At 64.0% G+C, this 11,999-nt stretch carries 10 protein-coding genes; 9 read left to right on the top strand and 1 reads right to left on the bottom strand.

All coding sequences use genetic code 11. From position 1 onward, the window contains the following. Positions 1-141 precede the first annotated feature (141 nt). From H2O75_RS10015 to H2O75_RS09980, 8 genes are all read left to right on the top strand, one after another. Positions 142-1,476: a nitrate/nitrite transporter gene (locus H2O75_RS10015; protein WP_204736358.1), complete on the top strand. Its 1,335-nt coding sequence runs from the start codon at positions 142-144 to the stop codon at positions 1,474-1,476. A 13-nt stretch (positions 1,477-1,489) separates the two neighbouring features. After that, positions 1,490-5,212 (top strand): nitrate reductase subunit alpha, encoded by a 3,723-nt coding sequence (locus H2O75_RS10010; protein WP_182171578.1) that lies wholly within the window; start codon positions 1,490-1,492, stop codon positions 5,210-5,212. Continuing rightward, positions 5,212-6,867, top strand: a complete 1,656-nt coding sequence (narH, locus tag H2O75_RS10005) for a nitrate reductase subunit beta (RefSeq protein WP_182171576.1) — start codon at positions 5,212-5,214, stop codon at positions 6,865-6,867. Before H2O75_RS10010 ends, narH begins: the two co-directional genes overlap by 1 nt. Then, on the top strand, positions 6,867-7,568 hold the full coding sequence (gene narJ, locus H2O75_RS10000) for a nitrate reductase molybdenum cofactor assembly chaperone (RefSeq protein ID WP_182171574.1): 702 nt from the start codon (positions 6,867-6,869) through the stop codon (positions 7,566-7,568). Before narH ends, narJ begins: the two co-directional genes overlap by 1 nt. Beyond that, entirely contained in the window at positions 7,555-8,316 is a 762-nt protein-coding gene (narI, locus tag H2O75_RS09995) for a respiratory nitrate reductase subunit gamma (protein ID WP_182171572.1), read from the top strand. Before narJ ends, narI begins: the two co-directional genes overlap by 14 nt. A 370-nt stretch (positions 8,317-8,686) precedes the next feature. Continuing rightward, positions 8,687-8,905, top strand: a complete 219-nt coding sequence (locus H2O75_RS09990; protein WP_182171569.1) for a type 2 periplasmic-binding domain-containing protein — start codon at positions 8,687-8,689, stop codon at positions 8,903-8,905. Positions 8,906-9,015: 110 nt separating this feature from the next. Next, positions 9,016-9,378 (top strand): hypothetical protein, encoded by a 363-nt coding sequence (locus H2O75_RS09985; protein ID WP_182171566.1) that lies wholly within the window; start codon positions 9,016-9,018, stop codon positions 9,376-9,378. A gap of 9 nt (positions 9,379-9,387) precedes the next feature. After that, positions 9,388-9,753, top strand: coding sequence for an Rv1352/Rv1906c domain-containing protein (locus H2O75_RS09980; protein WP_182171563.1), 366 nt, complete (start codon positions 9,388-9,390; stop codon positions 9,751-9,753). On the opposite strand, the gene H2O75_RS09975 is transcribed toward H2O75_RS09980, so the two are convergent. Beyond that, on the bottom strand, positions 9,754-11,247 hold the full coding sequence (locus H2O75_RS09975) for a LasA N-terminal domain-containing protein (RefSeq protein ID WP_182171560.1): 1,494 nt from the start codon (positions 11,245-11,247) through the stop codon (positions 9,754-9,756). 319 nt (positions 11,248-11,566) lie between these two features. Between H2O75_RS09975 and H2O75_RS09970 the strand changes: the two genes are divergently transcribed. Beyond that, entirely contained in the window at positions 11,567-11,977 is a 411-nt protein-coding gene (locus H2O75_RS09970) for a hypothetical protein (RefSeq protein WP_182171557.1), read from the top strand. Positions 11,978-11,999 lie beyond the last annotated feature (22 nt).

Below are 11,999 nucleotides of genomic sequence, written 5' to 3'. Positions count from 1 at the left end.
TGACCCGCCACGCAATTTAAAAAATGTACTCGTGCTCAAAATCGAGACGACAAACTGCTGGCAGATTTGTTTATAACGATAAATCCCGTGCATTGCGGGTTTATGGTAGTTCCAACGTTGATGTTGGGCGATGGAGGCACGATGGAGAAGGCCCTCGAAGGGACTGAGCTCAAGCCAGACCTCTCGAACTGGGACAAAGAGGACCCGGCTCGATGGAGCTCGCGGCGCGCCTGGCTCACACTGACGGTGTCGACGTATTCGATGATCATCGCGTTCTGCGTCTGGTTTCTCGTCAGTGCGATCGCCCCCAAGCTCAATGAGATCGGATTCGACCTCACAACGGCGCAACTGTACTGGCTCACGGCACTCCCGGGCCTCTCGGGCGGCCTGCTGCGCCTCGTCTACATGGTGCTTCCCCCGATCCTCGGAACCCGTCGCCTCGTCGGGTACTCCTCGCTCCTCTTCATCATCCCCATGCTCGGATGGTTCTTCGCGGTGCAGGATGCGAACACGCCCTACTGGTGGCTCCTCGTCCTCTCTTTCCTCTGCGGCATCGGCGGCGGCTCCTTCTCAGGCTACATGCCGTCGACCGGGTACTTCTTTCCGAAGGCGAAGTCCGGAACCGCTCTCGGCATCCAGGCCGGGGTCGGCAACTTCGGCATGTCGATCATCCAGCTCGTCGGGCCGTGGCTCATGGGATTTGGCCTCCTGGGCCTCGGTGCGATGTCTCCCCAGCGCACGTCCTCCGGCGAGGCCGTGTTCGTCTACAACGCGGCAATCGTCTTCGTTCCGTGGGCCGCCGTCGCGGCCATCCTCGCCTTCACGCTCCTCAAGGATGTTCCCGTCACGGCGAACATCCGCCAGCAGCTCGACATCTTCTCGAACCCGGACACGTGGTACATGACAGCGATGTACGTCATGACGTTCGGCCTGTTCTCGGGGTTTGCGGCGCAGTTCGGCCTCCTCATCAAGAACAATTACGGCGATGCTTCGCAGTTCGCGGGAATGGAGGGGCTGCCGATGGCGGTGAGCTACGCCTTCCTCGGGCCCCTCATCTCCTCCGCCGTCCGCATCCTCTGGGGGCCCCTGTGCGACAGATTCGGCGGCGCGGTGTGGACGTTTGTCTCGGTCGTCGGCATGACGGTCTCGCTTTTCGCCTGCACCTTCTACCTCCGGCCCGACAGCCCCGATGAGTTCACCGGATTCCTCTGGACGATGATCGCCGTGTTCGTCTTCTCCGGAATCGGTAACGCCGGAACGTTCAAGCAGATGCCGATGATCATGCCAGCCCGGCAGGCGGGCGGAGCGATCGGCTTCACCGCGGCGATCGCAGCCTTCGGGCCCTTCTTCGTTGGCATCGCCCTCACCGCGATGACTCCCTACACCTGGTACATGATCTGTGTCGTCTACGGCATCGTCTGCGCCGTCATCTGCTGGATCCGCTACGCGCGCCCGGGTGCGCCCCACCCTGGATGATTGGAAGGTCACCATGTCAACATCACCCATTCTCAAGCTGGGCACTCTTCTGCGCCGAGGCGAAGCATCGGAGGATCTGAGGCAGCTGTTCCTCTCCTCACCGCGCGCCGGCGAGGCGTTCTATCGCGACCGCTGGAGCCACGACAAGGTCGTCCGCTCGACGCACGGCGTCAACTGCACGGGATCCTGCTCGTGGAAGGTGTACGTCAAGGACGGCATCATCACCTGGGAGGAACAGCAGACCGACTATCCGTCGATCGGCGCCGACACTCCGGGGTATGAGCCGAGAGGATGCCCGCGCGGTGCGGCATTCTCCTGGTACACGTACTCGCCGACCCGAGTCCGCTACCCCTATGTGCGGGCCCAGCTCATCAACCTCTGGCGCGGCGCCAGGGCAGAGTTCGATGATCCCGTCGACGCCTGGGAGTCCATTGTCGAGGATCCCGAGAAATCCCGCTCGTACAAGGCGCAGCGTGGCCGCGGAGGGCTCGTGCGGTGCTCGTGGCGCGAGGTCAATGAGCTTGTCGCCGCGGCGCACGTCTACACGGTCAAGCGCTACGGCCCCGACCGCACGGCAGGCTTCACCGTCATCCCCGCCATGTCCCAGGTCTCCTACGGCGCCGGCACCCGCTTCTACTCGATGATCGGCGGCACCATCCTGTCGTTTTACGACTGGTATGCGGACCTGCCCATGGCATCCCCGCAGGTCTTCGGCGACCAGACGGACGTTCCCGAATCGGCCGACTGGTACAACTCGTCGTACCTCATGATGTGGGGCTCGAACCCGCCGGTCACGCGCACGCCGGATGCTCACTTCATGACGGAGGTCCGCTACAAGGGCACGAAGGTCGTGTCCGTGTCGCCGGACTTCTCTGATGCGACGAAGTTCGCCGATGAATGGCTTCGGGTCCATCCCGGTACCGATGGCGCCCTCGGTCTCGCCATGGGGCACGTCATCCTTCGTGACTTCCACGTGAAAAAGCGGACCCCGCACTTCATGGAATACATGAAGAAGTACACGGACTCCGCGTTCCTCGTTGAGCTGACGGAGCGAGATGGGGCATTCATGCCGCACAAGTTCCTCACTGCATCTGATCTCCAAGAGGCCGGGGCGTGGGGAGACGCGGGAGATCAGCCCGCATTCAAAACCGTCATGCTCGACTCGAACGGACAGCCGTTCGTCCCGAACGGGAGCCTCGGGGACCGCTTCACCGAGTCCGGCATGGGCAAGTGGAACCTCGATCTCGAGGGTCGCGACCCGCTCATGACCGTGCATGACCTGCCTTCCCACGACACGGCCGAGGTTCTCCTCACCCGCTTCGACACGGAAGTCGGCGCGGAGGCGAGCGAGGGCGAGAAGCACCTCGGCTCCGCCGAGGTTTACCGCAGGGGCGTGCCCACGACACGCGTCGCGGGCCGCATCGTCACGACGGTCTTCGACCTCATGCTCGCCCAGTACGGGGTGGAGAGGGACGGCTTGCCGGGCACGTGGCCCGAGGGTCCGGGCGACGTGACGGCTGTCGGCACGCCCGCATGGGCGGCGTCAATCACCGGTGTGCAGGTCGAGGCCATTGAACGCGTCGCCCGCGAGTTCGCGCAGAACGCGGAGGAGTCAAAGGGTCGGTCCATGATCATCATGGGTGCGGGCACTAATCACTACTTCCATTCGGACACGATCTACCGCACGATGATCGCGCTGACGATGATGTGCGGATGCCAGGGCGTTAACGGGGGCGGATGGGCGCACTACGTGGGCCAGGAAAAGGTCCGCCCCATCACCGGGTTCGCCCAGTACGCCTTCGGCCTCGACTGGCAACGGCCGACGCGGCAGATGATCACGACCGCCTACTGGTACCTCGCCACCGATCAGTGGCGCTACGACGGGCTCCCGGTCGAGGCGCTCGCCTCCCCGCTCGCCGGTGAATCGATGAAGGGCCGCACGACCGCTGACACCCTCGTCGAGGCGTCGAAGCGAGGCTGGATGCCGTCCTATCCGACGTTCAACCGGAATCCGCTCGACATTGCTGACGGGGCGAGCGAGGCGGGCATGGAGGTTCCGGCCTACGTTGTCGACCAGCTGAAGAAGGGCGAGCTCGAGTGGGCGTGCACCGATCCCGATGCTCCGGAGAACTTCCCGCGCGTCGTCTTCAACTGGCGAACCAATGTCCTCGGCTCATCGGCGAAAGGCGCCGAGTACTTCTACAAGCATCTGCTCGGCTGCGGGCACTCGGTGCGCGGGGCTGAGAATGGACCGGAGAGCCGACCGGAGTCGATCGTGTGGCGCGACGAGGCTGCCGAAGGCAAGGTCGACCTGTTCATGACGGCCGACTTCCGGATGACGTCGACGACCCTCCATTCCGACGTCGTCCTTCCGGCGGCCACGTGGTACGAGAAGTACGACATCTCGACGACGGACATGCACCCGTTCGTCAATTCCTTCAACGCGGCGATCGATCCGCCGTGGCAGGCCCGCACGGACTTCGAGATCTTCCAGACCCTGGCAAAGGACTTCTCCGCCATGGCAGAGAAGCATCTCGGGGTGCGCAGGGACGTCGTCGCCGCCCCGCTTGGACACGACACGCCCGATGCGCTTGCGATGCCGAAGGGGCAGATCCAGCCGTACGAGTCGACGGACATGATCCCGGGCGTGACCATGCCGAAGCTCATCACCATCGAGCGGGACTACACGAAGATCTCCGAGAAGTGGAACGCCATCGGACCGCTCCCCGAGAAGGTCGGGATGACGACGAAGGGTGTGACCTTCCGGCCGGACAAGGAGATGGAGCTGCTGCGCAGCCGCAACGGCGTCGCCCGCTCCGGGATCGCCAAGGGCCGCCCCCTCATCGACACGGACCGCAAGGCCGCCGACATGATCCTCACCCTCGCGGGCGCCACCAACGGCCGCCTCGCCCTCCAGGGCTTCAAGGAGATGGAGAAGCGTGTCGGCAAGGAGTTCGCCTCCCTCGCCGAGGAGAACGAGTCGACACTCATCACCTTCGCGAAGACCCGGGAGGCGCCGATCCCCGTCGTCACCTCACCGGAGTGGTCCGGCTCGGAGACCGGCGGGCGCCGCTACTCTGCGTTCGTCATCAATGTCGAGCACGACAAGCCCTGGCATACGCTGACCGGGCGTCAGCACTTCTTCCTCGACCATGACTGGATGACGGACCTCGGAGAGAACCTGCCGACCTACAAGCCCCCGCTCGACCTGCACAGGCTGTATGGGGACGCGAAGATCGGCGAGCAGACAACCGGCTATGCGGGCGATGAGCAGGTCGCCGAGGTCGCGGTCCGCTACCTCACGCCCCACAACAAGTGGTCGATCCACTCCGAGTACCAGGACAATCTCTACATGCTGTCGCTCGGCCGGGGTGGTCCTGCGATGTGGATGAGTGTGGAGGATGCGGCGAAGATCGGTGTGAAGGACAACGAGTGGGTGGAGGCCTATAACCGCAACGGCGTTGTCGTCGCTCGCGCCGTGGTCTCGCACCGCATGCCCGAGGGCACCGTCTACCTTCATCACGCCACCGAGCGCACGGTCGATGTCCCGAAGGCTGAGCTGACAGGACGGCGCGGCGGCATCCACAACGCCCTCACCCGTGTCCTCATGAAGCCGACCCATCTCATCGGTGGATACGCGCAGCATGCGTACGCGTTCAACTATGTCGGGCCGACCGGAAATCAGCGAGATGAGGTGACGGTCATCCGCCGTCGCTCTCAGGATGTGGAGTACTAATGCGAATCATGGCTCAGATGTCGATGGTCATGAACCTCGACAAATGCATCGGCTGTCACACGTGCTCCGTCACCTGTAAGCAGGTGTGGACCAACCGCGAGGGCATGGAGTACGTCTGGTTCAACAACGTGGAGACGCGTCCCGGGCTCGGATATCCGAAGGCCTACGAGGATCAGGAGAAGTGGAAGGGAGGCTGGGAGCGCAAGCGGAACGGCAAGCTCAAGCTCAAGGCGGGCGGACGGGCGAAGAAGCTCCTCAACATCTTCCACAACCCGGACATGCCCGGAATCCGCGATTACTACGAGCCGTGGACGTACGACTACGACATGCTCCTCAACGCACCGGCGAACTCGCAGCACGTTCCCGTGGCACGGCCCAAGTCCCTCCTCACGGGTGAGGACATGCAGATCTCCTGGTCGGCGAACTGGGATGATGACCTTGGCGGCTCTCAGGAGATCGCGGCGAAGGACCCCATCCTCGCAAAAATGAACGAGGAGGTTCAGCTCGAATACGAGAAGACCTTCATGTTCTACCTCCCGAGGATCTGCGAGCACTGCCTCAACCCGTCCTGCGTCGCGTCGTGCCCCTCTGGCGCCATGTACAAGCGAGTCGAGGACGGCATCGTCCTCGTCGACCAGGACCAGTGCAGGGGATGGCGGATGTGCGTCTCGGGCTGCCCCTACAAGAAGGTCTATTTCAACCACAAGTCCGGCAAGGCGGAGAAGTGCACGATGTGCTTCCCGCGCATCGAAGTCGGTCTGCCCACCGTCTGCTCCGAGACGTGCGTGGGTCGCCTGCGCTACCTCGGCATCGTCCTCTACGACGCGGACAGGGTGACGGAGGCGGCGTCGGTGGAGGACGAGCACGAGCTCCTCCACGCCCAGCGCGCGGCGTTCCTCGACCCCTTCGATCCGGAGATTGTCGACGAGGCTGAGCGTCAGGGCATCCCCCACGACTGGATCATCGCCGCCCAGAAGTCACCGGTCTGGCAGCTGATCTCCCGATACGAGGTGGCGCTCCCGCTCCACCCCGAATACCGGACGCTGCCCATGGTCTGGTACGTCCCGCCACTCACCCCCATCGTCGACGAGGTCTCGAAGACGACCTCCGATCCGGAGGACTTCAAGATCCTTTTCACGGCGCTGTCGAAGATGAGGACGCCGCTCGAATACCTGGCGGAGCTCTTCACGGCAGGCGACACGAAGCCGGTCGAGAAGTCGCTGCGGCGCCTCGCGGCCATGAGGTCCTACATGAGGGACATCAACCTCGGCCGCGACGGCGATGAGGAGATCGCGTCAGCGGTCGGCATGACGGGTGAGGACATGGAAGACATGTATCGGCTCATGGCGATCGCCGACTATGACGAGCGGTATGTCATCCCGACGGCTCACGCTGAGACGGCCCGCGAACTCGACCAGATCGCCCTCCAGGCAGGCTGCTCGCTCGAGGACTCGGTGGGCATGACGGGCCCCGGCATCGGCGCCGACGGCGCGGGGTTGGGCATGAACGCGGGGCAGATGATGGCGGTCTCCGCCAAGCAGCGCGAGACCGATCCGACGACTCCGTCGACCCCGGGCCGGGTCAATCTGTTCGGCTGGAGCCCGAAGAAGGGGACGGGCGGGCTCTTCCCGCCGTCCGGATCGGATGGTCACTGATGCTGCCCACCTCCTTCATCCCCGTCTCCCACCTAACGGAGACGGCGTCGGTCCGTGTTTCGGCCGAGCAGCGGCAGCTCATCCACATGGCCGCCTCGATCCTCCTCGACTACCCAACGCCCGAGCGGTATGAGAATTTCCCCCTCATCCGTAGCGAGCTCACCGCAGCGAAGCTGCCCACCCCGGTCGCCCAGGCGCTGTCGCGCTTCCTCGAGGCGCCCGAGTTCGACGATCTGCAGTCGCTGGAGAAGCATTACGTCAGCATCTTCGACCTCAAGAGGCGGGCGACGATGTACCTGTCGTACTACCTGACGGGGGACACGAGGAAGAGAGGCACGGCGCTCGTCCGCTTCACTGAGGCCTATCGCGCGGGCGGCTGTGAGGTCGACCGGGACGAGCTGCCGGACTACCTCCCCATGGTCCTCGAGTTCTCCGCCGTCGGTGACACCCAGATCGCGGGCGACCTGCTCTCCTCACACCGCGAGGGCATCGAGCTGCTCCGCACAACGCTCGAAAGCTCGGGGAGTCCGTATGCGGGGCTCGTTGCCGCGATCTGCATGACGCTCCCGGCAATCGATCGGGCGACGAAGGAGCGATACCTCAAGCTCATCACCGATGGCCCGCCAGCGGAGATGGTGGGCGCAACCGCCATGGGCCCGCTCGAGCCCTTCACGTTTGGAGAGACCAATGGAAGCCATTGACATCGTCCTCTGGGCTGTCCTGCCGTATGTCACGATCTTCACATTCATCGTCGGCATGATGTGGCGGTGGCGCTACGACCAGTACGGGTGGACGACACGATCGTCACAGTCCTACGAATCCGTGTGGCTGAGGCTCGCCTCCCCGCTCTTCCATTTCGGCATCCTCTTCGTCGCCTTCGGGCACTTCCTCGGACTCATGATCCCGAAGACGTGGACGCGGACCGTGGGGATTACCGACACCGTCTACCACTGGATCGCGACGATCCCTGGAACGATTGCGGGGCTCATGACGATCGTCGGCCTCGTCCTCCTCATCATCCGCCGCCGTACCTACGGCGACGTTTTCCGCGCGACGACCCGGAACGACAAGGTCATGTACATCTTCCTCGCCGTTCCGATTCTTCTCGGCCTCATCGCCACCCTCATCAACCAGGTCTTCACCTCCGGCCACGGCTATGACTATCGGGAGACGATCTCGCCCTGGCTACGCAACCTCTTCATCGCGAACCCCGATCCAGAGCTCATGATCGGCGTTCCGCTGTCCTTCCAGCTTCACGTCATCGCCGGATTCTTGCTGTTTGCGATATGGCCATTCACGAGGCTCGTCCATGCCTTCTCCGCCCCCGTCGGGTACACGACCCGGCCCGACATCGTCTACCGCTCACGGCAGAAGACGATCTCGACGCAGCGTCCGCGGAGGGGATGGGAGCCGGTCGACTTCAGCGGCGGCAAGCCGAAGGGCAGGTAGGCCGACCGGCCGGCGAACGAGAGGAGCGCTTCCCCGCGCGGGCTGTGCGCACAACCCAGAGCGCGAATGCGCCCGACGCGAGGATGGCGGCGGCGAGGAAGCCGAGCGTCGCCGTCCATCCCGCCCCATGGAAGACAAGGCCAGCGCCCACTCCGACGATGGGTGGGGGACGGCGATGAGGGGGAGCCCGATGAGCAGGATCTTTGGGCGCCCCGTGCCTGACCGCGGCTGCCCCTGACCAGCCGGAACCGAACGTGCCGAAGATGTAGAGCGCGAAGACGGCCCCGGCGAGAAGTCGAATGTGCCCTAAAGCCGGTACCCGAGGTAGTTGTACAGCGACACGAAGGCGCCGGTGAGGAGGAAGCCGATCATGAAGAGGCTGAGCAGGAGGCTTGCCTCCACAGGAGTCGGCATTGCTGTCCTTCCGGATGACGATCCCTCGCTCCACGTGCCGGGGACGGTGTTCCTGCCACTGCGCACCGAGGAGAAGCGAGAGATCTCCATCGTCTGGCGCCCGGCGTCTCTCGAAGTGCCCATCGTTGCCTCCTTTATCGAGGAGGCGATGAAGGAATACGGGGGCGTTGAGTAACCGCACCTGCTGTCGAGGTGCGCTGCGGTCGTGAACGGAACCGCCTTCTCGAGTCTCGAACAGAACTGCTGGTCGTGCGCCCGTCTTTGGGGAGGTGGCATACTCGGGGAGTGGACACGATGTCGAATGGAGCGCACTGGCGCGAGGGGGAAGCGCCTTATGGCGTGAGCGGCGGATGGGTGGGTCCTGCGCCCTACGGACAGCCAGGCCGAAGCGCCGCATCGGCGAATGATGCTGGATGGCATGCCCCGCACCCACATCAGCCCCCGAAGCCGCGCAGAGGGCTGGCTCTCGCAGCAGCGGTCTCGAGCGCTGCCCTCGCGGGCGGCGTGGGCCTGGGATATGTACTCTTCGATTCGAGCTCCGAGCAGGAGGCTGTCCTTGCTGAGCGGGATTGCCTCCGCCAGAATGTTCTCGACTCCCAGGCGGAGGTGGAGGCGCGCGAGTCCGACATTGCGGCCCTGGAGGAGTAGCTCGGCGAGATGCAGAGACAGTCGGGTGATCTCGCAGACCAGGAGACGGAGCTGGAGGCGAGGGAGGGTGAGCTGGATGCGCGCGAGAGGGCGCTCGACGAACGAGAGACCGCGATCGACGCAGCCGAGCCGGCTCCCGTCCATGTCATCAATGAGGGCGTGTGGAGCGTCGGCCTCGACATTGAGCCGGGGACGTATCGCCTTGCCGAGGAGATCGGGCCCGATCGCTTCTACTACTGGGCCATCTACGAAACAGGAACGAACCAACAGGAGATCGTCACCAACGGGATCCCCACGGGCGGGCGCCCGCAGGTCACTCTCGCAGAGGGTCAGGACTTCGAGACGAGCGACTGCGGCTCGTGGGAGCAGATGTAGCTAGGGGCGATAGACGCCGAGCGTGTCGGTGCCGCTGCCGTCCCAGTCGCCGACGACGACCTCATCGAGCGCCCGACCGTAGCCCATGACGATGTCGGCCGGCCCGCCCGTTGTGCTGTTCTTCAAGTAGTACGTGTTCGACCGTCGCACACCGAGAGTATCGAGGCCGTTCCCATCCCAGTCGCCCACGATGACAGCGTCGGTCGCCCTGCCGTAGTTGTATTCGTGCTCGGCGTTGCCGCCAGTGAAATGGTTCGTCTGGTACATCCTGTTGCCGCGGCGCACTGCCGGGGAGTCTCGACCATCACCATCCCAGTCGCCGATGAGAACCTGATCGCCGGCGCGGCCGAACCGGAACGTGATATCGGCCGTCGTCTCTCCCATCGTGTTCGTCATGAACCACGTATTGCCTCGCCTCACGGCTGGGGTGTCGACACCGTCCCCGTCCCAATCGCCGATATAGAGATCGTCCCCCGCCCTGCCGTAGCGGAAGGAGATGTCGGCAGGCCCGGAATCGTGGCTCGTGCGGAAGTAGAGCGTCGTGCCGCTCTGCACGCCGACGGACTCGGGCGTCCCCGCCCGCCATGTCCCCGCCAGGGGTGTGCCCGACGGTGCGTTCGTGATCCGCAGGCCGAGAGTGGCATGTGCCGTTGTCCAGTCGTTGACGAGATAGAACTGGCACGTGCCGGAATCAATGCAGGTCTGGGAAGCGGGCGTGCCGAACCAATCGGAGTAGTTCCTCCAGAAATTCCGATTCCCGTATGTGGAGCAGGCGTCACCCGAGCCGTAGAGGTTGTCGAGTGCGGCCTGGTTGGGCTGGTAGGGGGTGTACGTGTAGAGCAGGGTCGTGGCCATGTTCTCGATGAAGACCGTGCCGGTGCCGCACGACCGGTCCGGGCTGTAGGCGATGTCCCATGATTGGCCAGGCCGGTACAGGCGGTAGACCGAGGGCTTGTCACGGTAGTCGTTGTATCTCTCCCCCGCTCCCCGCACCTGCTTGTAGAAGCCGCCGTGCGCGGGATCGCAGATCGCCACACCATCGGGGCCGTCCGGGCAGGAGAGTCCGGTTGCGCGCTCGTAGCGCTGCGCGGTCAGCAGGCTCCCGGAGGCGGTCACGAGGCCCTGTTCCTTCTGGAGCAGGGCAACGAAGACCTTGGGGTTGATGCCGCACTCGCGCGCCACATCGGCGATCACGGTCGAGGCCAGTTCGCCCGCCCGTCCCGTGTGGGCGAGACAGCCGCTCCGGGCCGGGGTGTTCGGGGTATCCTCCCGATAGTCCTGCAGGCAGGGAGTGCCGTCAGGGCCTGGAGTGCAGGCCGGATTGATGTCCTCGAGGAACGCTTGGACATCGCCCGCAGTCATCGAATCGGAGTCATAGAACTCTGCGTCGGAGATGATATGTCCCGGATTGAAGTCGTCACTCTCCGCGCTCTGGGCTGGAAGAGCCGCCACGAGCGAGAGCCCAAGCGCGATGGTGATCGTGATGCGAAACATTGCGTCCCTCCGGAAAGATGCTCGTCCTCCCACGATCCTATTCCCTGAGAGTCTCCTGGTCATGGCCCTGTTCAGTCCGATAGTGAAGTGATGTCATGCGGCATCAAAGCGGCGCAATTGCGCCGATAGCACCAGAATTCACCAAAATCTGTTGAGCAGGTCACAAACCACTTTTTTCCCGCTATCATGTAGGCACTGTTCACTCCCGCGATGCGGGCACGACTGCCCCGAGGACATTCCATGGAAGATGCCATCGCCACACCCTTATCGTGCGCTTCCCGCGCCCCGCGGCCCCTGTCCTGCGACAGATCGGCTGATCATGTCTGACGGCATCCACCGGGCTGAACCTGGAACGAGCCTGCTGAGGGATGTCCGTGTTGACATCGCTCGAGCCTTCGAGCGGGTGCGCGAACGGATCGATGCCGAATTCGGGAAGCAGGAATGGCTCTCCACTGACGATGCCGATCGAGGCGCTGCGTCCGAAAAGTCGGGCAATCGATACGTGCTCCATCACGGAGGGTTGACGTTCGGCATCGTCGACGCCCACGTCGAGAGGGTCCTCGACATCGTCGCCGATGTCATGCGCCCCCTCGGCTTCACTGACATGATCGACTCGAGTTCGAAAGACTGGTTCTCCGTCGATCTCGTCAACGAGGCCAGCGGTGCCTGCATTCATGTGCTCAAGGCGCGCGGCAAGGGCCTTGTCCTCCAGGCGACGACGGGATATTAGCCCTAGGGTGTGCGATCGCATG

Origin of the sequence: Flaviflexus equikiangi, from assembly GCF_014069875.1 — a bacterium.
Taxonomy (GTDB): domain Bacteria; phylum Actinomycetota; class Actinomycetes; order Actinomycetales; family Actinomycetaceae; genus Flaviflexus; species Flaviflexus equikiangi.
This window is presented reverse-complemented; position numbering and strand designations above follow the sequence as displayed.

Bases quoted from the DNA above. Each gene is read 5' to 3' on its own strand.
- H2O75_RS09970 (WP_182171557.1), top strand. From the start codon at position 11,567: ATGTCTGACGGCATCCACCGGGCTGAACCTGGAACGAGCCTGCTGAGG.
- H2O75_RS10015 (WP_204736358.1), top strand. From the start codon at position 142: ATGGAGAAGGCCCTCGAAGGGACTGAGCTCAAGCCAGACCTCTCGAAC.
- H2O75_RS10010 (WP_182171578.1), top strand. From the start codon at position 1,490: ATGTCAACATCACCCATTCTCAAGCTGGGCACTCTTCTGCGCCGAGGC.
- H2O75_RS09975 (WP_182171560.1), bottom strand. From the start codon at position 11,247: ATGTTTCGCATCACGATCACCATCGCGCTTGGGCTCTCGCTCGTGGCG.
- narH (WP_182171576.1), top strand. From the start codon at position 5,212: ATGCGAATCATGGCTCAGATGTCGATGGTCATGAACCTCGACAAATGC.
- narJ (WP_182171574.1), top strand. From the start codon at position 6,867: ATGCTGCCCACCTCCTTCATCCCCGTCTCCCACCTAACGGAGACGGCG.
- H2O75_RS09990 (WP_182171569.1), top strand. From the start codon at position 8,687: ATGAAGAGGCTGAGCAGGAGGCTTGCCTCCACAGGAGTCGGCATTGCT.
- narI (WP_182171572.1), top strand. From the start codon at position 7,555: ATGGAAGCCATTGACATCGTCCTCTGGGCTGTCCTGCCGTATGTCACG.
- H2O75_RS09980 (WP_182171563.1), top strand. From the start codon at position 9,388: ATGCAGAGACAGTCGGGTGATCTCGCAGACCAGGAGACGGAGCTGGAG.